At 45.5% G+C, this 22,113-nt stretch carries 25 protein-coding genes and 1 tRNA gene; 14 read left to right on the top strand and 12 right to left on the bottom strand.

The genetic code is table 11. The features are described from left to right. The first annotated feature begins 11 nt into the window (after positions 1–11). The 4 genes from GQ359_RS03140 to GQ359_RS03125 all read left to right on the top strand — a co-directional run bounded on the left by GQ359_RS03140 (position 12) and on the right by GQ359_RS03125 (position 1,285). Entirely contained in the window at positions 12–233 is a 222-nt protein-coding gene (locus GQ359_RS03140; RefSeq protein WP_215387492.1) for a hypothetical protein, read from the top strand. A gap of 20 nt (positions 234–253) precedes the next feature. Beyond that, a complete protein-coding gene (locus GQ359_RS03135) occupies positions 254–457 on the top strand; it encodes a SlyX family protein (RefSeq protein WP_215303074.1) in 204 nt (67 codons plus the stop codon). A 76-nt stretch (positions 458–533) separates the two neighbouring features. Next, positions 534–875: a helix-turn-helix transcriptional regulator gene (locus GQ359_RS03130; RefSeq protein ID WP_251367915.1), complete on the top strand. Its 342-nt coding sequence runs from the start codon at positions 534–536 to the stop codon at positions 873–875. 59 nt (positions 876–934) lie between these two features. Continuing rightward, entirely contained in the window at positions 935–1,285 is a 351-nt protein-coding gene (locus GQ359_RS03125) for a phage holin family protein (protein ID WP_215387874.1), read from the top strand. A 3-nt stretch (positions 1,286–1,288) separates the two neighbouring features. Here GQ359_RS03125 and GQ359_RS03120 read toward each other — a convergent pair whose 3' ends face one another. Next, positions 1,289–3,124 (bottom strand): AsmA family protein, encoded by a 1,836-nt coding sequence (locus tag GQ359_RS03120; protein ID WP_215387490.1) that lies wholly within the window; start codon positions 3,122–3,124, stop codon positions 1,289–1,291. Between the two features lie 72 nt (positions 3,125–3,196). On the opposite strand from GQ359_RS03120, the gene GQ359_RS03115 reads away from it, so the two are divergent. Then, positions 3,197–3,544 (top strand): zinc ribbon domain-containing protein YjdM, encoded by a 348-nt coding sequence (locus GQ359_RS03115; RefSeq protein ID WP_215303066.1) that lies wholly within the window; start codon positions 3,197–3,199, stop codon positions 3,542–3,544. A 52-nt stretch (positions 3,545–3,596) separates the two neighbouring features. Here GQ359_RS03115 and GQ359_RS03110 read toward each other — a convergent pair whose 3' ends face one another. Beyond that, positions 3,597–3,818 (bottom strand): YdcH family protein, encoded by a 222-nt coding sequence (locus tag GQ359_RS03110; protein WP_215303064.1) that lies wholly within the window; start codon positions 3,816–3,818, stop codon positions 3,597–3,599. A gap of 229 nt (positions 3,819–4,047) precedes the next feature. Between GQ359_RS03110 and GQ359_RS03105 the strand changes: the two genes are divergently transcribed. Beyond that, positions 4,048–4,938, top strand: coding sequence for a hypothetical protein (locus GQ359_RS03105; RefSeq protein WP_215387489.1), 891 nt, complete (start codon positions 4,048–4,050; stop codon positions 4,936–4,938). Positions 4,939–4,949: 11 nt separating this feature from the next. Here GQ359_RS03105 and GQ359_RS03100 read toward each other — a convergent pair whose 3' ends face one another. After that, positions 4,950–5,219 carry a hypothetical protein gene (locus GQ359_RS03100; protein ID WP_215387487.1) on the bottom strand — a complete coding sequence of 90 codons (270 nt, stop codon included), beginning with the start codon at positions 5,217–5,219 and terminating at the stop codon, positions 4,950–4,952. 132 nt (positions 5,220–5,351) lie between these two features. On the opposite strand from GQ359_RS03100, the gene GQ359_RS03095 reads away from it, so the two are divergent. Next, positions 5,352–5,663 carry a hypothetical protein gene (locus GQ359_RS03095; protein ID WP_215387485.1) on the top strand — a complete coding sequence of 104 codons (312 nt, stop codon included), beginning with the start codon at positions 5,352–5,354 and terminating at the stop codon, positions 5,661–5,663. Here the strand turns inward: GQ359_RS03095 and GQ359_RS03090 are convergent. Next, the gene (locus tag GQ359_RS03090; RefSeq protein ID WP_251367914.1) at positions 5,654–6,649 is read right to left on the bottom strand and encodes an extracellular solute-binding protein; all 996 of its coding nucleotides are present in this window, start codon (positions 6,647–6,649) and stop codon (positions 5,654–5,656) included. The two genes, GQ359_RS03095 and GQ359_RS03090, sit on opposite strands and share 10 nt — an antisense overlap. 122 nt (positions 6,650–6,771) lie before the next feature. Beyond that, positions 6,772–8,328 carry an iron ABC transporter permease gene (locus tag GQ359_RS03085; RefSeq protein ID WP_215387482.1) on the bottom strand — a complete coding sequence of 519 codons (1,557 nt, stop codon included), beginning with the start codon at positions 8,326–8,328 and terminating at the stop codon, positions 6,772–6,774. A gap of 68 nt (positions 8,329–8,396) precedes the next feature. On the opposite strand from GQ359_RS03085, the gene GQ359_RS03080 reads away from it, so the two are divergent. Together GQ359_RS03080 and GQ359_RS03075 are read left to right on the top strand one after the other, a co-directional pair. Further along, complete coding sequence (locus GQ359_RS03080) at positions 8,397–9,467, top strand: ABC transporter ATP-binding protein (protein WP_215387480.1); 1,071 nt, start codon at positions 8,397–8,399, stop codon at positions 9,465–9,467. 24 nt (positions 9,468–9,491) lie between these two features. Beyond that, positions 9,492–9,680, top strand: coding sequence for a hypothetical protein (locus GQ359_RS03075; protein ID WP_215303052.1), 189 nt, complete (start codon positions 9,492–9,494; stop codon positions 9,678–9,680). 6 nt (positions 9,681–9,686) lie between these two features. Here the strand turns inward: GQ359_RS03075 and GQ359_RS03070 are convergent, their stop codons facing one another. Both GQ359_RS03070 and GQ359_RS03065 read right to left on the bottom strand, forming a co-directional pair. After that, on the bottom strand, positions 9,687–10,703 hold the full coding sequence (locus tag GQ359_RS03070) for a cytochrome d ubiquinol oxidase subunit II (protein ID WP_215387478.1): 1,017 nt from the start codon (positions 10,701–10,703) through the stop codon (positions 9,687–9,689). Between the two features lie 2 nt (positions 10,704–10,705). Then, entirely contained in the window at positions 10,706–12,064 is a 1,359-nt protein-coding gene (locus GQ359_RS03065; protein ID WP_251367913.1) for a cytochrome ubiquinol oxidase subunit I, read from the bottom strand. Positions 12,065–12,160: 96 nt separating this feature from the next. Between GQ359_RS03065 and GQ359_RS03060 the strand changes: the two genes are divergently transcribed. After that, positions 12,161–12,709, top strand: a complete 549-nt coding sequence (locus GQ359_RS03060) for a YggT family protein (protein WP_215387476.1) — start codon at positions 12,161–12,163, stop codon at positions 12,707–12,709. A gap of 48 nt (positions 12,710–12,757) precedes the next feature. Here the strand turns inward: GQ359_RS03060 and GQ359_RS03055 are convergent. The 4 genes from GQ359_RS03055 to GQ359_RS03040 form a co-directional block, all read right to left on the bottom strand. Next, positions 12,758–12,847: transfer RNA gene (locus tag GQ359_RS03055), tRNA-Ser, on the bottom strand. A 47-nt stretch (positions 12,848–12,894) separates the two neighbouring features. Further along, entirely contained in the window at positions 12,895–14,205 is a 1,311-nt protein-coding gene (gene serS, locus GQ359_RS03050; RefSeq protein ID WP_215387475.1) for a serine--tRNA ligase, read from the bottom strand. A 31-nt stretch (positions 14,206–14,236) separates the two neighbouring features. Next, positions 14,237–14,980, bottom strand: a complete 744-nt coding sequence (locus GQ359_RS03045; RefSeq protein WP_215387473.1) for an outer membrane lipoprotein carrier protein LolA — start codon at positions 14,978–14,980, stop codon at positions 14,237–14,239. Further along, positions 14,940–17,177: a DNA translocase FtsK gene (locus tag GQ359_RS03040; RefSeq protein WP_371822454.1), complete on the bottom strand. Its 2,238-nt coding sequence runs from the start codon at positions 17,175–17,177 to the stop codon at positions 14,940–14,942. The genes GQ359_RS03045 and GQ359_RS03040 overlap by 41 nt, the downstream gene beginning before the upstream one ends. Positions 17,178–17,291: 114 nt before the next feature. Between GQ359_RS03040 and trxB the strand changes: the two genes are divergently transcribed. The 4 genes from trxB (at position 17,292) to GQ359_RS03020 (ending at position 21,004) form a co-directional block, all read left to right on the top strand. Beyond that, positions 17,292–18,248, top strand: a complete 957-nt coding sequence (gene trxB, locus GQ359_RS03035) for a thioredoxin-disulfide reductase (protein WP_215387469.1) — start codon at positions 17,292–17,294, stop codon at positions 18,246–18,248. Positions 18,249–18,440: 192 nt separating this feature from the next. Further along, entirely contained in the window at positions 18,441–18,977 is a 537-nt protein-coding gene (ppa, locus tag GQ359_RS03030) for an inorganic diphosphatase (RefSeq protein ID WP_215309606.1), read from the top strand. Between the two features lie 17 nt (positions 18,978–18,994). Further along, positions 18,995–20,614: an NAD+ synthase gene (locus GQ359_RS03025; protein WP_215387467.1), complete on the top strand. Its 1,620-nt coding sequence runs from the start codon at positions 18,995–18,997 to the stop codon at positions 20,612–20,614. 51 nt (positions 20,615–20,665) lie between these two features. Continuing rightward, entirely contained in the window at positions 20,666–21,004 is a 339-nt protein-coding gene (locus tag GQ359_RS03020) for a P-II family nitrogen regulator (RefSeq protein WP_215387466.1), read from the top strand. A gap of 34 nt (positions 21,005–21,038) precedes the next feature. Here GQ359_RS03020 and GQ359_RS03015 read toward each other — a convergent pair whose 3' ends face one another. Continuing rightward, on the bottom strand, positions 21,039–22,088 hold the full coding sequence (locus tag GQ359_RS03015; RefSeq protein ID WP_215387464.1) for a helix-turn-helix transcriptional regulator: 1,050 nt from the start codon (positions 22,086–22,088) through the stop codon (positions 21,039–21,041). Between the last annotated feature and the right edge of the window lie 25 nt (positions 22,089–22,113).

Below are 22,113 nucleotides of genomic sequence, written 5' to 3'. Positions count from 1 at the left end.
GGTTTTTTGACATGAGTAAACCTAAAATGGCAGATGCTGATGACGGCCTCTTTAAGCCGGGCAGCAAGCTTAGGCACATCAAGACAGGCGGATTTTATAAAGTAGTACTGCTTGCTAATGTTGAAGCCAATTTAGAACCAGCCTACGTCTATGAATCCCTCCAGTCACATGACTTTTGGATTAGACCAAAAGCGGAAATGGAAGACGGTCGATTTGAATTAATCGATGCTTAAGCTAAAGACAGGAAAATTAAATGACTGAAGATCGCATCAATAACCTTGAAATCAAACTCAGCTTTACCGAGGATTTGATTGATCAATTGAATCAAACTATTTACAAGCAACAGCAACAAATTGAATTTCTATATCGCGAACTTAAATCCATTAAGGAGCAATCTAGCAGCGGAGATGGTGCAGGCATCAGTAGCCCTAAAGATGAAATTCCCCCTCACTATTAAAGTCCTTGTTTTATTGCTAGTTAAGTTATATCACTTTTAACATATACCATTATTGATATAATTAATGGGTGACCATATGGACTCTACACACCCTAAACTCAACCGTTTTGATATGACTAAGATCTCAAACTTACATAAGAAATGGATTAAAAATCCTGAGTACAAAAAAGCGTATGAGGAATCTCGTGTAGAGTTTGAGATTGCCCAAGAGATCATTGAGGCCCGCATGAAAAGTGGACTTTCGCAAGAAGAGTTGGCAGCACTCATGAGCACCTCTCAATCTGCAATTGCAAGACTTGAAAGTGGCTCCGGACTCCCCTCCTTGAGAACTCTTACAAAACTTGCGGCAGCCACTAATACGCAAATTGAAATTCACTTTAAGCCAATTAAAAATTCAAAGCAAAAACTTGCGGCTTAACTCACCACAAAAATCAGTTACGATTAAAGCTAATTTAGAAATGATCAAAAAGGATGCTCATCATGGGTAACTTGTTACCGTTTTTAGTTCAGTGGGGCTTAACCTCTCTGTCCCTCTGGGTCGCCAGCTACCTTTTTAGTGGCCTACGCTTTGCCGATGGCGGTTCACTACTAATCGCTGCCCTGCTACTTGGCTTTGCCAATGCAGTAGTGAAGCCTTTATTGATTCTCTTCACGCTACCGCTCACCGTTCTCACTATGGGACTCTTTTTATTGGTGGTGAATGCCTTGGTACTGATGCTGGTCTCTGCAGTTGTGAGTGGCTTTACGATCTCTAGCTTCTGGACCGCATTCTTTGCCAGCATCTTTATTTCTTTATTCGGCCTGTTTATCAGCGGCTTACTGTTTTAAGCATTACTTCGCCCCCGGGTATATATCAGCCCAAGGGTGGAGCGCATCACGGCAGGGGTGACTTTTTGAGGTCATGGACCTAGCGTTCTCTGCCAAAATACTGACCCCGCCCGTCAAAAATCCAAGACCAATTGAGACGGCGCTATTGACTACTCCAGCCTGGTTAATGCCCGCCTTAGGATTTGCCAGTGTGCCGCCCATCTTGACGAGTCCCGCTAAATCGAGGCCGGAAGTGAGCCCTGATTTTTCTCGTGGATCAATCATGAGATTCACTACTTCAGTTTTCAGATTGATAGAGCCAGCCAACACGGCATCTAGCCTGTCCGTTTCAAGTCCAACCGTATTGGCTATATTGATCTGACCATTATTAATTGGTAGGTAGGCAATCGCACACTCCAACACCGTATCACTTGTTTTTTTACGGATTGGATTCATAGAATCTAACAGTGTGGCTACGAAATCACCAGCATCATTTAAAAAGTTTGTTCCCATACGAGCTTGATTAATGCTCAACTGAATCTTGCCACTTGAATTAGCAGCCAGCTGATGAAGACTGTTTCCTGATGCTGTTATATCAAATGCTAACTTCATATCACCACCGCTGACCTTGGAGCTCGGATCAAGTCTGGCTAATAAATTCTCTAGTGTGAAATCTTTTGTCACACCTTTTGCCGCCAGCATGGGATTTACAGTGTTGGTCTTTGAGAGATTTATCTGCAAATTGGCAGCACCCTTACCCATCTGAAAGCTTAGATTTGGGATGTCAATTGCACTGCCATCTAAATGTAAAGTGGCCTGGAGATTCTCGATGGGCTTACGCTTTGGTAAACCCAACTCCGCAATGTCCAGGACAATTTTCCCTTTGGCCTGAGGTATTGAGTCAAAAGGAATGGCTTCATCACTAAATACGTATCTGGACTGTGGCTTTTGGGCTTGGCGCGCCGCTGGGGCTGGCTGAGTGCCACCCACAGTTTGAGGAGCCGGATTAGTCGCTACATCCAGCGTGGGCCAGTCAAATGACTTTGAGCTTACGGCCAAATTGATCGAGGGCATGGCTTTCGGAGGTTTGATGATCTCGCCTTTAATCAATAAAGGTTTGCCATTCATATTGAGAGCCAGGTCCAGCGGGAACTTTGTTAATGCAACATCCCATTGCTTAAATAACCCAGAAAGAGGACCTGTTTTTCCACTCAGCTCAATAGCCTGCCCTTGAGCCTGCATGCCGAGAGAGATGACTGTTTTATCGCCACCCTCCGCCAATGACAGGCGTTTAATTTGATAAGTGGAGATTGGATTAGCGGCATCTTGATACTGAATTTGAGCATTCACAATAGAAATACTATCCATGTAGATCAAATTGCTACCAACCATTGAAGCATCTGTATTGCCATTACTAGAAGTGGAAGTGGAAGCAGAAGTAGGAGCAGCAGTAGATATGTCTGCACTCATATCCCAATTTGCTTTACCAGATGAATTTCTTTGGAGCATCAGCTCTAAACCAGCAAGTTTCACGCTACCAATCTCAATTCGCTTACTGAGTAGCGGTAGAGCTTTAACATCCAACTCAATATGCTGGAGAGTGAGCATTTCAGGATTTGATGCCCAAGAGGCATTACTCAAACTTAAGCGTTCTGCAGAGACAGAAATTCCTGGAAAAAAACTCAATCTCACGGGACCGTTTATTTTTAAATCTCGCCCTGTAGCAGTCTTAACTGAACTTGAGAGCAACTTCGTTAGTTGGACTGGATCCACTGTAGAGGCTGCGTACCAAGCGCCCAATATCAATAGGAGGATGATCCCGGCCAAAGCACTGATGATGATCTTGATTGATTTACTCATTGTCAGTTGATTCTAAATTAGCTCGCTCGCTGTGGACTAAAATGAATATATATATTTTTCACTAAGATCAACATGAATACCACTACCAATCTTCCAAAATGTCCAGCCTGCCAGGAGGATATGACCTACCCTGACGGTGAGAATTTTGTTTGTGCTCAATGTGGTCATGAGTGGCCTATGACAGCTGCCGTCGAAGAGGATGAAGGCGCCCTAATCGTAAAAGATGCTAATGGCAACTTACTGGCTGATGGCGACACTGTGACCTTGATTAAAGATCTCAAGGTAAAGGGATCGTCCACTACCCTTAAAGTTGGAACGAAGATTAAGGGTATTCGCTTAGTCTCTGGTGATCACGAGGTCGACTGCAAGACAGAGGCCGGCAATATGTTGCTCAAAGCCTGCTTCTTAAAGAAGGTGTAATACATACCAAAAGACCATCAGACCCAATATGGGATCCGATGGTCGAAAGCTACTAAGAAGCGGCGCTAGCCTTTTTCAAGACGGTATACAGCTGATCCTTAAGTAAAAGCTTTTCCTTTTTCAGGATCTCAATTTCTTCAGGGGTGCTAGGTTCGGTATGAGCCTCCATTCTCTGAATCTTTTGATCCAAATGGTTGTGCTTATCAAATAAATGTGAAAAGTGACGATCTGATGTTTTCAGCTTAGTAATTAACTCGCGATATTCAGGGAACATAGATTCTCTTTAGGTTGGGGTTATTCATAACTGCCACTCCAGTGTAGCAAGTTAACGCTCAAATTCAAGCTCCCCACCCCTCTTCAATATGACTAAAAAACAATTGGATGTTGACCCTTGATAATGCAAGGTAAATCCCCATATAGGTATCAGCAAAAGTAGATAGAACTAAAGTAATATCCACTTGTGCGCTCAGCACATTAACTACCAATAGGAAGGGTAATAGACCATGGCTACAAAGAAGTCTCCAGCAAAAAAGAAAGTAGCTACTAAGGTGGTAAAAAAAGCCCCTGCAAAGAAAGCCGTTAAAAAAGTTACCGCTAAGAAAGTGGTAGCTAAAAAGGCCGTAAAAAAGGTAGTGAAAAAACCAGTAACTAAAAAGCCTGTTGGTAAAAAGACAACTGCTAAAAAGCCAGCGGCTAAGAAAGTGGTTAAAAAAGTAGCAGCAAAGAAGCCGGCAGTTAAAAAACCTGCCCCAAAGAAAGCTGCCAAGAAATCACCTAAGGCAACTGCGCCAAAAAAGCTCAAGGTGGATCAGTATGGACTTGAGGAAGATGATGAGTTCTTTGGCTTGTACTTTGCCAAATCAACCAGCAAGGGTTTGGTTGAAGTAAAGCCCTGCACCTTCTCACTCATGTACTGGTGGAAAGGCCTACTTGGCTACCCTGACATGATCGATATCTCCAAAGATAGCAATACAGCAATGTTGCAATTTGAGTCTACCTTTGGTGGCGGCGATTCTGGTGAAACTGAATTGACAGAAAAAGATGTCTTTGATGTGGACCACATTATTGAAGTTGACGAACAAGAGCAGTTAGTTTCGCTCTACTCATATGTGCCCATTCCGGTACCAGAGAAGTTGATTGGTGCATTAGGCCTTTCTATTCTGAACATCAATCCAGAAACCCGTTACGGCAGTCTCGAAATCTGCTCCACTGATAACGAAGAAGGTGAGAATGAGCACTTCCTCCGCTATCGTGCTGCAACTTATCTGCGTGGCGTGAAATCTGGCAAAGTTGAGGCTATTGAAAGCATGGTAACGAATGGTTCAGAGTTTTTTGGACTTGCCTTAGATGCAATGTGTGTCAATAAATCAATTAAGAAATGGTTGCTTAGCTAAGCTGCTGTAACTTAATAGCTAGTACACCTAAAAATGTAAGTCATAGGAAAGCGGTCGTTCACTGTTTTACGAGATTCGACAATAGTGGCGCCTCGCTTTCCTAGTTTTTTACACTCTTCTGCTGCAGCTGCCTGAGCCTCAGTATCTTTAGCGGTTTTTGGAGCATGCACCCCAACCGTTCCATCGGACTGTCGATAGACCCCAAACTCGCTTGGTGGTGTTGAGCAAGCCAAAAGAGATAGCCCAAGGCTAGATAATAAAATCTTCGGAAGAAGTTTCATGAGCTGGAATCCAATATCAAATGAAATATTGACTCATTCTAACGAGCTTTCATAAATGAACATCTAAAGCAAGCTAAGAGAATATCAATTAGGATTGAACTTATTCAAATTTCAATCTACCGAAAGCCCTCTATGCAAGTTCTTGCCATCAATCCCCTCACAAAAGAAATCCATACCGTGGAAATCGCCGATACAAAAGAAGCGCTTCAAGAGCTGATTGGCTTTAGCACTATTGATTCAGATGAAATTGACGATAATGGCGATCGACTCTTCTTTGATGAAGAATGCTTCATCAGGCAACAGGGCAATGTGGGCCGTTTTAAAGTAGACAGCCTTGCACCGGTAGCGGGAATTGGCGTGATCGTTAATAGTCTAGATGGCAAGACCTTTCAGTCTGCCATCATCAATACAGAAGAATTGCTAAAGCGGGTAACTTATTTGTAACCCACTCTATCGAGCAATCTTTGGGCGGCAATTTGGTTTTTACCAATAGCCGCAACAGAAATATTTTCAGCCTTAAAGGGTCCTAACATTTTTAGCCCTTCATTTTCAATCTTGACTGACTTCACCACAGGCCACTCGTTATTGCCATTGGCAAAATATTCTTGTGCTGAATCGCTCGCTAGATATTCTAGGAACTGAATAGCAGCTTGTGAATGTGGCGCATTCTTGGCTACGCCACCACCCGCAATGTTGATATGCGTACCGGTAGTTTTCTGATTTGGCCAAACGAAGCCAATCTTAGCAACAATAGCTTGATCTTCTTGCTTAGTTGAACGCAGGAGCCTCACTAAGTAATAGGAATTTGTTAAAGCTACACCACACTCGCCGGATGCAACTGCCTTGATTTGATCGGTGTCACCACCTCTTGGAGGACGCGCCATATTAGCCACCATACCTTTAGCCCACTCTTCTGTAGCAGCCTCACCACGACGCTCAATCATGGCGCCGATCAATGACAGCATGTAAGGATGAGCCCCTGAACGCGTGCAAACCTTACCTTTATTCATCGGCTCAGCCAATTTCTCATAAGTGTCAACATCTTGCGGGTTTACTTTGGCTTTGTTGTAGACCACGAGACGAGCTCTAGTTGAAAAACCAAACCAGGTTGAGCCCTCTGCATCAGGCTTAGATCGCAAATTCGCTGGGATACGACTCTCTAAATACTTTGAATGAATTGGCTTAAAGAAGCCATCAATTTGTGCGCGCCAGAGTCGGGCTGCGTCTACCATCAAAATAACATCTGCCGGACTATTAGCTCCTTCGCTTTTGAGTCTCTCAGCTAAAGCATTGTCATCAGCCTCAATGCGATTAATCTTGATACCCGTCTTTTTCGTGAAGTCACTGTAAAGCGCTTCATCAGTTTGGTAGTGACGAGCTGAATAGAGATTTAATTCTTTAGCATCCTGGGCGTGTAGTGGCAAGGCCATACAAAAGCTCAGAAGAAATGTAGTTCTGAGTAGGAATTTGGATATTAATTGACTTGCCATTGCTGTATTTACGATCAGAATTAGAGTGAATCTAATGTATCACAAATACGAATGATTATCAATTAAGATTTAGAAATCACCCTGGAAAGCAGTAAAACAGGGAAAAGCCCCACTAAAACAATTGTTAAGGAGGGTAATGCGAGCTCAGCAAGGCGCTCGTCTGCCGCCAATTGATAGGTTGCCACAGCTAAAGTATCAAAGTTAAAGGGGCGCAATAGTAGAGTTGCCGGTAACTCTTTCATCACATCCACGAAGACAAAGAGGCCCGCTGTAATGAGACTTCGTTTTAGCAGGGGTACATGTACCCTCCTCAAAATCTGTCCTTTAGATAAACCTAACAAGGCTGCCGAAGCATCCATAGATGGAGTAATGCGGGCAAGCCCTGCCTCGACGCTTTGTAAACTGGAGGATAGAAAGCGCACCAAATAAGCGTAGACCAGAACCAGCATGCTCGCAGACATCCACCAAGCAAGCTGAAAAATCTCTAGAAAAGAAAGAATGCCGATCGCAAGAACCGCTCCAGGAAGTGCATAACCAAAGCCTAGCAATCGATTGACCCAGCTTAAGCGAGCATTCATCCTCACCGAGTAAGCAAAAAATACTGCGAGTACAACTGAAATCACTGCAGTCAAAACGGAAACAGATAAAGAATTGCTCAACCAATCTAGATATCGAATATCAATTGTCAGACCTTGTTTAAAGAGTAATTGCACGAGTGCAAATGCTGGTAACAAGAATCCGCACAAAAGCGTCGCACCACAAAATCCAAATGCAAAAAAGGCTTTCTTACCGCGCAGAAGCTTAGCTAACGTCTTACCTCTTGATGAAGAGGCATAACGCAATTTAGAACGGCTGCTTTGCTCAATAAAGAAGATGAGTAAGACAAAACTCAATAGGCCCAAGGCAAGCTGCACCGCAGCCACACGGTCACCAAAAGAAAGCCAAGCCTTAAAAATACCAGTTGCAAAGGTTTGCACACCAAAGTAAGAAACCGCACCAAAATCAGCTAGTACCTCCATGAGTGCCAAGGCCATGCCGGCGAAGATAGCTGGTCTTGCCATAGGCAACACTAACTTCATAAACCCTTGCAGAGGACTGTAGCCAAGGGTTTCCGAAACCTCAATCAATCGACCGCTACGCTCTAGAAATGCAGTGCGAGTAATGAGGTAGACATAGGGAAAGAGACAGAATGAAAAAGACCAAATAGCCCCACTCAATGAGCGCGGATCTGGAAAGAACCATAAGGACTCCATTCCGAGCATGCTACGAAGGCCACTTTGTATCGGCCCAGAAAACTGCAGCAGATCAACAAATAAATAAGCCATGACGTAAGTAGGGACAGCCAAGGGAAGAATTAATGCCCACTCAAATATTTTTTTACCAGGGAATTCATAGCTAGCAATGATCCAGGCATTACCCACACCCAGGATAAATACTCCGATACCAACACCAAGTATGAGCACCAAGGTGGAAGCAATATATCCGCCCAACACAAAGTTCCATAAATGACTCAGGGTGCCGCTGGCTAATAACTCACTTCCGGGAAATAGGAATGGCGCTGCCAAGCCAAATAGGGGCAAAAATAACAACAGGGCAAGCAGCACCACAATACGATTCATTCAATCCACAATCCGTTTAGACTCTAGCTATGTATTAAACCACTAGCATTAATGAGAAAATTATAGGGATGAACTCGACTCACACACTGCTTTCTATCAAACAGCTGGAAATTGACTATCCCAGCCTGGATGGTCAGGGACGCGTAACAGCTGTCAAAGGCCTCAATCTAGATCTCGCCCAGGGTGAAATTGGATGCCTATTGGGCTCCTCAGGCTGCGGGAAGTCTACTGTGCTTCGAGCTATCTGTGGATTTGAGCCAGTAAAAGCCGGTGAGATTCTCTTACGGGATCAGCTTGTGAGCTCTGCCTCTACCCATACTCCGCCGAACCAAAGAAAAGTAGGGATGGTCTTTCAAGACTTTGCCCTCTTCCCTCATCTGAATGTTTTAGAAAATATTGCCTTTGGCCTTCAGCACCTCCCCAGCCAGCAAAGATCGAGCGTTGCCAAGGAATGGCTTGGAAGAGTCTCACTCTCAGACAAGGCTGATGCCTACCCTCATGAACTGAGCGGCGGACAACAACAACGAGTGGCACTGGCAAGAGCGATGGCCCCAGAGCCTGACTTAATTTTGCTTGATGAACCCTTCTCTAGTCTCGATATTGAACTGAGAGAGCGTCTTGCAGGTGAGACCCGAGAAATTCTGAAAGCAAACAACATTACTGCCTTGCTAGTGACTCATGATCAATTTGAGGCATTTGCAATTGCGGATAAAACAGGTGTTATGGCTGAGGGCAAAGTCATTCAGTGGGATATTCCATATGAGCTCTATCACAAACCAGTCAACCGATATGTGGCAGACTTTATTGGTCGCGGCGTCTTTGTAAAAGGACTTGTTCAACCCAACAATAAAGTCAGAATCGAGTTAGGTGAATTAGATTTAGAACCTGGGCACACTGGAAAAGTGGGAGATGAGATTGATGTGCTCTTGCGTGCGGATGATATCTCCCACGATGATCACAGCCCCATGCAAGCAGAAGTAGTACGCAAGATTTTCCGTGGCGCTGATTTTTTATATACCCTCAAACTCGCCTCTGGAGTAGAGATTTTTGCTTTTGTTCCCAGTCACCATGATCATGCCATTGGAGAAAAAATTGGCATCCATTTAGTGGCTGATCACGTTGTGACTTTTAACGACTAAACCCTTTTACTGATTAGACATGTTATGCGTAAGAAAATAGATAAAAACGTCATTACCTCCAGCACGATTGCTATCGCTGCTGCCTTCATTTTTGAATATCTTGTCAGAAAATCACTGCCAGTAGATTCTCCTTATTTGTGGCTCAGCTGGCTTGCCCTGCCACTCGCATTTGTAGTGCAAAGAACACTTCTAAAAGAACTCAATAAGCGCTGAGTATTCCTAGTAGTAGGTCAGCGCACTAGCCTTACCCTTAAAGATACGATAAGAAAACAGGGTGTAGCCCAAGATAGTGGGCAACACGACTATTGCACCCCAAAAAATTACCCACAAAGATTCGGTAGCAGCAGCGGCCTGCCATAGAGTCATCTCGCCAATAATGACATAGGGGAAAATGCTATAGGCAATCCCAAAGAATGATAGCCAGAAGATAGCGACCACACTGGCAAATGGCAACCATTCACGGGTGCTGGTTTTCTTTTCAACAGCATCAATAAAACGATGGGTTAATAAAAACAGAATTACGGTTGCAATAGGCACTGGAGATAGCCAAAGAATCTGCGGCCAAGCAAACCATTTATGCATGATCTCAGGACTAAAGTAAGGTGTTGCCAGAGAAACCAGCGCAACCCCAAATGCCGTTAACCACAGACTGGTTTTAGCCCATATAAAAGCTCGCTTTTGCAGATTGCCTTCTGTTTTTAAAATAAGCCAGGTTGATCCGAGCAAGATATATCCTGCTGGCAAACAAATGGCGACCAAGATAGAAAATAGCCAGCCTAAGAGGCCTGATTCAAAACCTACAATCAGACGTCCAATCATGATGCCTTGGGAGATCGCCGCTAACAGACTGCCCACATAAAACAAAAAGTTCCACAAAGGTTTTTGTTCAATATTGACTTTGACCCTGAAGTCAAAAGAAACACCCCTCAAAATGAGGCCTAGCAACATTACAGCGACTGGTAAATAGAGCTCGGTCAAGATCAAGCCGTGCGCCAATGGAAACGCTACTAAGAGCAAGCCCACCCCCAACACAATCCAAGTCTCATTGGCGTCCCAAAAGGGGCCAATCGATGCAATCATCATGTCTTTGTCTTGATCAGATGCGCGATTCAATAACATCCCAATACCTAAGTCATAGCCATCGAGCACAACATACGACAACATCGCAATACCCATAGCCACAAAGAAAAACAGTGGCAACCATATCGATGCTTGGGTGAGATCCATGGAGTTCATCTTTAAGCGCCCAGTGGAGATTTAACGGGAGCTGCATTAACAGGGTGGACTTCAATAGCACCCTTCTCATCCGCTTGACGCGCCAAATAAAACACTGCCCATATATAAGCGACAAGCAATCCAATATAGACGGTGATATACATCAGTAAGGTCGATAGGACCATATTCGATGGCAATGTGGTTACCGCCTGGGCCGTAGTCAACACCCCAGTCACCAAATAAGGTTGACGACCGATTTCTGTCACATACCAACCTGACAAAACAGCTAGCCATCCAGAGAAGGTCATCAGAACTAGGGCTCTAGCGGTCCACTGCGGCAAAGCGCGAGTGCCCCGCAGTTGCCAACGCGCAAACCAAGAAACTATGAGCATGAGCACTCCGACACCTACCATGATTCGAAACGCAAAAAATACTGGGGCCACTGGTGGAATCTTGTCTCCAAAAGCATCCAAGCCTTTTACTTCGCCATTCCAACTGTGCGTTAAATACAGCGAAGCCAATTTGGGGATGCTCACTTCATAATCATTAGAGCGGGTTTCCTGGTTAGGAACGGCGAAGATGACTGCAGGAACTCCTGAACCACTTTCCCAGATTCCCTCCATCGCCGCAAGCTTAGCTGGCTGATGCTCTAGAGTATTGATGCCATGCATATCGCCCAACATAATTTGAACTGGGATTAAAACCATCGCCACTGTAAGCGCGAGTTTCATCACCATGGCATTAGCTATTGATCGGCTATTGCGTAAATAACGATAGGCAGAGATACCAGCTATAAAGAATGAGACTGTTAAGAATGATGCGAGCATCATATGCCCTAATCGATAAGGCATAGATGGATTAAAAATGATGGCTATCCAATCTACTGCATGGGCTTTGCCATCAATCATGGTGAAACCTTGCGGAGTTTGCATCCAAGAATTCAAGGCAATAATCCAAAATGCTGAAAGGCTTGTTCCAAAAGCAACCAAGAAAGTGGCAATGGTGTGCATTCTGGCAGAGACGCGCTTTGCACCAAAAAGCATGACTCCTAAAAAAGTGGCTTCTAGAAAAAAGGCAGTCAAGACTTCATAAGCCAATAATGGGCCAGCAATATTGCCAACCGTTTCCATATAGCCGGGCCAATTAGTCCCAAACTGAAAGCTCATGGTGATGCCACTCACTACACCCAAGGCAAATGTCAAAGCAAAAATCTTGACCCAGAACTGATAAGCCTCTTGCCAGTATTCCAAGCCCGTGCGGTTAAATTGAATCTTGAAAAACAATAAAAACCAACCCAAGGCAATCGATATCGTCGGGAATAGAATGTGAAAAGAAATATTAGCGCCAAACTGAATGCGACTGAATAAAAGTGAATCGAGCACGGCAGCTCCTAATAATTGAATTTTCTATATTTGATTGTTGCACCAATTGAATAATGCTGCTGAACCCTTGCCGTTTAAACGCCCTACAATATGGTTATGTTGATACAAATTGCCAACCTCATTCTTCAGGTACTCGTTAGCATTGTTGCTGGAGCCTGCCTTTTACGCTGCTATTTACAGTGGCTTGCATTCAATTTAGGGGCGGGACAAAGCAAGACTATTGGCGCCTATATTCTGCCTTTAAGCAATTGGATTGTTCTTCCGCTAAGACGCATCGTACCCAGTATTGGTCGCTTTGATCTAGCGAGTTGTGTCGCAGCCTATCTTTTGATTTTGGCCAAAATTTCGATCCTGCTATTTATCTCTGGCGCTACTTCGATTGATATCTCTTGGTTAGCACTGGCATTAGTTGATATGCTGAACCTGACTCTTTCAGGACTGGTTGGCCTGGTTTTTATCAGCATCATTCTTTCCTGGGTTGGCACAGGAACTCAAATTCAGTTTCTAGTATCACTATTAGTGAACCCTCTACTCACCCCGATTAGAAGGGTGATACCTAACTTTGGTGCCTTGGATTTATCCCCACTCGCACTACTACTTATCCTTCAGATACTGCAGATTATTCTTGGGAATTTAAAGATTTAGTAGTTAACTTGGGTTCTCAAGATGCACTTGGATAGATAAGTGCTTCATTGGCGGAGAGAGTGGGATTCGAACCCACGGTAGGTTTGACCCTACGCCTGATTTCGAGTCAGGTACATTCGACCACTCTGCCATCTCTCCGAACCGAATAGCGATTATAGCTTTCGGGTATTTCTTAGATTTCTTACTTAGGCGGGCTTTAATACTTCCAAGCCGCCCAAGTATGGTCGCAAGGCTTTCGGAATAGCTATGCTGCCATCAGCTTGTTGGAAGTTCTCCAGTAGTGCAACGCCTGTTCTACCAACGGCAAGGCCAGAGCCATTCAAGGTATGCACTAACTCTGGCTTTCCTTGACCAGCTTTAAATCTTGCCTGCATCCGTCTTGCTTGGAAGTCACCCATATTGGAGCAAGAGCTAATTTCACGGTAAGCATTTTGTGACGGAATCCAAACTTCTAAGTCATAGGTCTTAGAACTACCAAAACCCATATCACCCGTACAGAGTAATACTTTTCGGTAAGGCAATTCCAGCAACTCCAACACCTTTTCTGCATGTGAAGTTAATTCCTCAAGTAACTGCATTGATTCTTCTGGTTTAGCAATTTGTACGAGCTCTACTTTTTCAAACTGGTGCTGGCGAATCATGCCGCGTACATCACGTCCATAGCTACCAGCCTCAGATCTAAAGCATGGGGTATGAGCAACAAACTTTAATGGCAACTCTTCAACCGCCGTAATGGTGTCGCGCATCAAATTCGTCACCGGCACTTCTGCAGTTGGAATGAGATAAAAGTTTTCAATCTTCGCTTCGCCCGCACCATCTTCACCACCCATCTGACGAGGAACCTTAAATAGATCCTCTTCAAACTTAGGTAGCTGACCAGTGCCACGCATTGATGCTGCGTTCACCATCAAGGGTACATAGAGCTCTTCATAAGCATGCTGACCTGTATGTAGATCAATCATGAATTGCGCCAAGGCGCGATGCAATCTAGCAACAGGCCCCTTGAGAACCACGAAGCGTGAGCCACTAATTTTTGCAGCAGATTCAAAGTCGAGACCTAATGGTGCGCCTAGATCAACATGGTCTTTTACAGGAAATGAAAACTCGGGGATTTTGCCCCAACGCTTTACTTCCTTGTTTTCAGTTTCATCTTTACCAACCGGAACTGCTTCATCCGGTAGGTTAGGAATACCCATTAAAAAATCTGCAATCTCTGTCTGCAAAATTGCTAAGCGTGCTGCACCAGACTCCATATCCACGTTGATCTGTGTTGCTTCAGCCATCTCAGCAGTAGCATCCTCGCCCTTACCTTTTTTCATACCAATAGCCTTGGCTAGTTGGTTACGCTTAGCTTGCAACTCCTCAGTGCGAGTTTGCAAAGATTTGCGCTCAGCCTCTAAGGTGTTGAACTTCTCAACATCCAGTTGGAATTTGCGAGTAGCTAAACGGGTAGCAACGGCTGCGATATCTTTGCGGAGTAATTGCGGATCAATCATCTGATGCTCTATTAGTTAATGGGTATATGCGTTAGTTTAAGCGTAAGACTTCTGCGCCGGCAGGCGGTGTAAAGGTAAAGCGATTAGCGGGTAAATTCACATTCAGTTGGATCTTATCTAAAGTGACCAACACCACACTACCTAAGCCATCCGTGAGTTCTAGCGCTTTAGGCAGGCCATTAGCCATACCTACAGAGATCTTGGTATACGGCAAGTCATTGCCGTTTTTTGCATTCGGGTTCTTTTTCGGCGTCAGGGCCACCCACTTCATACCAAGACGATCTTCGCCATCAAGCAAATCAAAATGCTGGTCTAAAGAAGTCTCCCCAAACAGGATTGCGGCGGGGGTGGCCGCTAAAGTTTGTCCAGCTGGTCTAAAAGTCGCTTGATTTAAATCCTTATCCCACAAAATGAGTTGCTTGCCATCGGCAATGAGTTTTTGTTCGTAAGGCTTTTGGGTATCCCAAATAAATCGACCTGGACGCTGAAATACAAAACGTCCTTGTGTTTGGCGAACTACTTTTAAGCCCTTATCTTGTGGTTCATTTGCTTTGGGTGCGCGCAACTGCTGCTGCATAAAATCACCTTCTGCAGTTTTAGAATTTCGCACAAACTGACGCAGCTGCTCTGCACCACTTTCACCCTCAGCAAATGCGGAACTTGAAAATGCAAAGGACGCAAGGCTGATAAGGATGGTTGTTGCTACGGATAAAAATCTACGCAATGGAGTCGCCTTATTCTGAAGGGCGATGGAGGATCTCGCGATTACCGCCATTACCCATCTTCGAAACTAAACCTGCCTTTTCCATATCCTCGAGTAAACGGGCTGCTCGGTTATAACCAATACGCAAGTGACGCTGCACCAGAGAAATCGATGGGCGCTTGTTTTCTAGGACGATAGCGACTGCCTGATCGTATAACGGATCAGCTTCACCACCACCTTCACCAGTCAGTGCATCCATCGTAGATTCATCGGCGCCTTCAAGAACACCGTCAATATAATTGGCTTCGCCTTTTTCCTTAAGCCATTCGACCACACGGTGGACTTCATCATCCGATACGAAAGCACCATGGACACGCACAGGCAATCCAGTACCCGGTGCCATATAAAGCATGTCGCCCATCCCGAGCAGTGCTTCAGCGCCCTGCTGATCTAGGATGGTACGGCTATCAATTTTCGAACTCACTTGGAAAGAAATACGTGTTGGTACGTTCGCTTTAATCAGACCAGTAATCACATCCACGCTTGGACGTTGAGTTGCCAACACTAAATGAATACCTGCAGCACGGGCCTTCTGAGCAATACGTGCAATTAACTCTTCGATCTTCTTGCCGGAGACCATCATCAAGTCAGCCAACTCATCAATCACGATGACGATCACTGGCGCTTTGTAGATTGGCTCTGGAACATCCGGAGTTAAGCTAAATGGATTGGTGAGCTTCTCACCTTTCTCCTCGGCTTCTAAAATCTTTTTATTAAAGCCGGCAAGGTTACGCACACCAAACTTACTCATCAACTTGTAGCGACGCTCCATCTCATTTACAGCCCAATTGAGCGCGTTATAGGCCTGCTTCATGTCAGTTACCACTGGACATAAGAGATGCGGAATCTTGTCATACATTGCCATCTCCAGCATCTTCGGATCAATCATGATCAGACGAACTTCATCCGGCTTCGCCTTGAAGAGGATGGACAGAATCATGGCATTGATACCAACAGACTTACCAGCACCAGTCGTACCGGCAACTAAGCAGTGTGGCATCTTTGCCAAGTCAGCAACGATTGGACTACCTGAAATATCTTTACCCAAAGAGAGGGTCAAGTTGGAGTGACTATCGTTATAAACCTGGGAACTCAAAATCTCTGAGAGGTAAACCGATTGACGCGTTGGGTTTGGCAATTCCAAAGCCATGCAAGTCTTACCTGGAATAGTTTCTACCACGCGCATACTCACAACACCCAGGGATCGCGCTAAGTCACGTGAGAGATTGACGATCTGACTACCCTTCACACCAACCGCTGGATCGATTTCATAACGAGTCACCACTGGACCTGGGTAAGCGGCAATCACTTTAACTTCTACATTGAACTCAGCTAGCTTGCGCTCAATCAAACGAGAAGTAAATTCCAACACATCGGCTGAAATAGTTTCTTTCGCTTCCGGCACAGGATCAAGTAAAGCCAAAGGTGGCAATTCTGAATCAGGAATATCTACAAACAGTGGCTGCTGCTTCTCACGCTCAACTCGAGCACTTTTTACAATCTCTACAGGTGCTCGAACAATCTGTATTGGCTTAGCAATTTCAACGCGCCCGCGGAACTCCTCAACAAACTCTTCGCGCTCTTCAGCCGCAGCCTCTCCTAGCTTGCGATCCTCTTCACTATCGCGTCGCTCGCGTAAGCGGTTGTAGGCAAGCTCAAGAGATCGCCCTAGCTTTTCTGCAACATCTAACCAGGAAAAATGAAGAAATAAAGACAGACCTGCGCAAAGGGTGAAAAGTAAGACCAGGGTGGAACCAGTAAAACCCAAGGTCATTTGTAATGGGTCGCCGATCAACTCACCCAAAATGCCCCCAGGAGGTCTTGGAAGCTCCCAGGTCAAGGAATGTAAGCGAATGGACTCGAGACCCATACTGCTCAATATAGTCAGCCCAAAGCCTAACCAACGCATTAATAGAGAGTCGGGTTTAGCGTCAGGGTCTACAGGCAAAGGAATGCTCCAAAGCTCACGCCATCCGCTAAGCACCCTACGGCCAAAGAGCACTACCCACCAAAAAGCTGAAATACCAAAGATATAGAGCAATAAATCAGCTAAATAGGCCCCGAAACGCCCTCCCAGGTTCTTGGGGGCCTCAAAGCTAGCATGCGACCAAGCAGGGTCTGCCTTGGAATAAGTCACCAAAATAGCCAATAAGCCCAAACAAAGACCAACAGAGATAAACCACCGGGCCTCTAGAAGGAGACGGGGCATCCTACCCTGCCCATGATTCTCAGGGGGCTGGGGGCTTAAAGGGGTTTTGGACTTCGGGTATGCGGTTCTTGCCATGTTCTTCCGATTGTAATCAAGCAATCCTATAATTTGGATATGACTACAAATACCCCAAAACACTCCAAAGTTCTCATCCTCGGTTCGGGCCCTGCCGGCTACACGGCTGCTGTTTATGCTGCCCGTGCCAATTTGAACCCAACCCTCATTACCGGCTTGGCACAGGGCGGTCAACTAATGACCACTACTGATGTAGAAAACTGGCCTGCAGACCCAGATGGTGTCCAAGGACCTGAGCTCATGGATCGCTTTTTAAAGCATGCAGAGCGCTTTAATACCAACATCATCTTTGATCATATTCATACTGCTGCACTGACTGAAAAGCCCATACGTTTAGTTGGCGATTCTGGCACCTACACCTGTGATGCTTTAATTATTTCCACGGGCGCCTCTGCCCAATATATCGGCCTTCCTAGTGAGGAAGCATTTATGGGTCGTGGCGTTTCTGGATGCGCAACATGCGATGGCTTCTTCTATCGAAATCAAGACGTTTGCGTAGTTGGTGGTGGTAACACCGCTGTTGAAGAGGCACTCTATCTCACAGGAATTGCCAAGAAAGTAACCGTGATTCATCGTCGCGATAAATTCCGCGCGGAGCCAATTCTCAACGACCGCCTCATGGCGAAAGTAGCTGAAGGCAAAGTGGAGCTCAAGTTGAACTCAACTCTTGATGAGGTCCTGGGCGATGAAAAAGGTGTTACTGGTGTGCGCATCAAAAAAGCGGACGGCAGCACAGAAGATATTGCTGTCACTGGCGCATTTATTGCAATTGGCCACAAACCCAATACCGAATTGTTTGTTGGTCAGCTCGATATGAACAACGGCTACATCAAGACTCACTCTGGCCTGGAAGGCAATGCAACTGCTACTAATATTCCAGGCGTATTTGCGGCGGGTGATGTGCAGGATCACATCTATCGCCAGGCAATTACTAGTGCGGGTACGGGCTGTATGGCTGCTTTAGATGCACAGCGTTACTTGGAGACCTTAGATTAATAGCTGCTTCGCCAGCCCAAGATAACGCCCGGCCTTGCTGGGCGTTTTTCATTCCAGGGCCAGAATAAAGGTTTACCCCGACCAATTTGAGTCCGTACAGACCTCAAAAATACCTCGGAAAGCTTTAAAATAAGCGCCACAACACCTCTTTGCTAATATCGAGGTATCCATTAATCACTAAGCGGAGTATTTATGAGTTACGACAAGGTCAGTCCGGGTAAAAAAATCCCAGAATCATTCAACGTCATTATTGAGATCCCAATGAATGCGGATCCAGTGAAGTATGAAGTGGATAAAGAAACTGGCTGCCTCTTCGTAGATCGCTTCATGGGTACAGCAATGCACTATCCATGCAACTACGGTTACATCCCTAAAACGATTGCTGGTGACGGCGATCCTGTTGACGTTCTCGTTATTACTCCATTTGCATTGGTACCAGGCTCAGTAGTGAGCTGTCGCGCCATCGGAATGTTGGAAATGGAAGATGAAGGCGGACAAGATGCGAAGTTGTTGGCTGTTCCAGAAGATAAGATTTTGCCAATCTACAAGCATTTGCAAAAGCCTGAAGATGTAAACGAATTACTCCTCGCCCAAATTCAACACTTCTTCGAGCACTATAAAGATCTCGAAAAAGGTAAGTGGGTAAAAGTTAAAGGCTGGACTGGTGTTGCTGGTGCCCATAAAGAAATTTTGGATGGCATCGAAGGCTATGCCAAGTCACAGAAGTAATTGATTTGTAATTGGGAGTGAGCTCGCAAAAAATTGCCCTGGCGCAAATCAACCCTCTTTTGGGTGATTTGCCTGGCAACGCGCAGCTCATTTCTCAAGCCGCCGCAGATGCATATGCACAAGGCGCCAAACTAGTTCTCACGCCAGAGCTCTCGCTCACTGGCTACCCTCCAGAAGACTTACTACTTCGCCCCGCCTTTATTGAGGCTGCCGATCGTGAGCTCAGTTGTTTAGTGCTGGAGCTCCAGAAATTTCCAGGATTGACCGTGATTATTGGTCACCCCAAAAAGACTGTCGCTGGTTTACAAAACTATGCGTCTGTTATTCGTGATGGCAAAGTCATTGCCGGCTATGCCAAACAAGAATTACCCAACCATGAAGTATTTGATGAGGTGCGCTACTTCACACCAGGCAACGAAGCCTGTGTCTTTGAAAATGCCAGCATCCAATACGGGCTCATTCTGTGTGAAGACGCTTGGCATGCAGGCCCTGCTAAGCAGGCTCATGCTGCTGGCGCCCAAGTACTCCTGGTTCTCAATGCCTCACCTTATCACCTCCAAAAAGAATCTTTACGTATTGAGGTGCTGCGCAAACAAATTGCCTTAAGCAAGATGCCTTTGGTTTATGTCAATGCAGTAGGCGGACAAGATGAATTGGTTTTTGATGGTGGATCCTTTGCCTTGAATAGCGCGGGCAAGGTAGTGATGACCATGCCACAGTTTGAAACCGCTCTAGGCTATGTCGATGTCAATGTATCCGCTGACTTAGAGATAGGATCTCTAATTCCTCCATCCAGCGTAGAAGCTCAGGCCTATCAAGCTCTTGTTTTGGGTGTCCGGGACTATGTCCAGAAGAACCGTTTTCCAGGAGTCATTATTGGCCTCTCGGGCGGGGTTGATTCAGCATTAGTTCTGGCGATAGCTGTTGATGCATTGGGGGCAGACAAAGTTCGCACCGTCATGATGGCCTCTCGCTATACCGCTGATATCTCTTGGATTGATGCTAGAGAAATGGCTCAGAATCTGGGTGTTCAATATGATGAGATCCCCATTAGCGAACCTGTTGATGCTTTAGAGCATGCCTTAGCTGAGCAATTTATGGGCCTCAAACTGGATGCCACTGAAGAGAATATTCAGGCGCGAGTACGTGGCACTCTCCTGATGGCGCTCTCCAATAAAACCGGCCGTCTAGTTCTTACAACCGGCAATAAGAGTGAAATGGCTGTGGGCTACTGCACTCTCTACGGAGATATGGCCGGTGGCTTTGCAGTCATTAAGGATATCGCCAAAACCTTGGTCTATCGCTTGTGCGCTTACCGCAACAGTATTGCCCCAATTATTCCGGAGCGGATTCTGACACGCGCTCCTTCTGCAGAATTGCGCCCCGACCAAACCGATCAAGATAGCCTGCCATCATATGAAGTATTGGATGGCATCGTAGAGCGCTATATGGAGAAAAACCAATCCATCGCCCAAATTATTGCCGCCGGCTTTGATCCAGAAAGCGTAGAAAAAGTTACCCGCCTGATTAAGCTCAATGAGTACAAGCGTCGCCAAGCGCCTCCGGGTGTTCGTGTGACCACCAGAGCCTTTGGGCGTGACTGGCGCTATCCTATTACCTCCCAATTTAGGGCGTAACTGGGCATTGGTTTTCAGTTCTAGGTATGATTACTGTATTAAGGGGAATATATGAAGCTAATCACATCCATTATTAAGCCGTTCAAACTTGACGAAGTTCGTGAAGCCTTAGCTGAAGTAGGCGTTACCGGACTCACCGTTACTGAAGTTAAAGGCTTTGGTCGCCAAAAAGGTCACACTGAACTCTATCGTGGAGCCGAGTATGTAGTCGACTTTTTGCCTAAAGTAAAAGTAGAGGTAGTCGTTGCAGCTGATCGCGTAGACTCCGCAATCGAAGCAATTACCAAAGCAGCACGTACTGGCAAGATTGGCGATGGCAAAATTTTTGTTAGCCCAATTGAGCAGGCTATTCGTATTCGCACTGGCGAAACTAACGACTCAGCAGTTTAAGCACCAACATTCAATGCGCTAATCCTCTAGAGGGTTAGCGCTGCTGAGAATCCGTCCCTGTCGATGGAGCCATTACTTCAGCAACTTCCAACACGATGGTTTTGTAATTTGGATTTGTCAGGCGAACTTTTGCGCCCTGAAAAAATACATCAGCCTGATCAAGGCCAGCAGTGAATACTTTAAATGGTGGCTTGCCATAAAAAGATGCACCCACTCCAGGCTCCAGCGTCTTATTTTGCAACTTTCCAGAAGCATCACTCACGCAAATAACTTGTTTTGATTTAACTTGCACATACACCATATCTCCCGCTTTACGGGGTGCATCTGGTTTATAACTGATGATGCCCTCCTCAGCAGGACAGGCTGTTGATGCCTCAGCACTAACAACGGGAGCCACAAGCACTGGGGCAACAACTGCCGCAGGGGCTGAAGCAACTTGGGGAGGCTCGGCTGGGCTTGCCACAGGAACTGGCTCAACAATTGCCTCCTTTACAACAATGATTTCTTCTGGCTTCTCCGCAAATAACAATGGGCGCAAATTGATCACAGCAAAAACTGCAGCAGCAATCACGCTCAGCCAAAGAAAGCGGTTTTTTTGTGATTTAGGTTTTGATTCAGCTGTGGCACTAGGCGATGAATTTTCTGTGGCCTGAACTTTTTTAGCAGGCTCTGGTATTTCTTTTGCCAGCTCTTTTACTGATTCTTTTGGCTGAGCAACTTCTTCTACTGCCTCTACCCTTGCAGGTTGAACTCGCTTGTCTTCCTCAAGCTTTGTAGTTTGAACCAACTTAGCTTCTGCAATAGGCAGATCATCTGAACTTGGAGTGAATGTCTCTTGAGCTTGGGCGCCGTAGTCAAACGCATCCTCATCACTTAAGTTGAGTAGCTTCGCTACTTTTTTAGCGGCCGTAAATTTAATTTGAGCTCCGTAGAAGGAGCTCATTTCGCCACTTTCGATTTGCTCAATCTGACGAGTAGACAGACAGGCTTTTACGCCAAGCTCCTTAGTGGAGAGGCCAAGCTTTTCCCTAGCCTCTGCAAAGGCCTCTTTGACAATCTCAGGTGGCGTAGAGTTTGAATTCACAAAAGTACTTTAAGTGCTTAAAATA

This window comes from Polynucleobacter sp. AM-7D1, assembly GCF_018688455.1.
Lineage (GTDB): Bacteria > Pseudomonadota > Gammaproteobacteria > Burkholderiales > Burkholderiaceae > Polynucleobacter.
The sequence above is the reverse complement of the archived record's forward strand: the minus strand, read 5'-3'. Positions and strand labels throughout refer to the sequence as shown.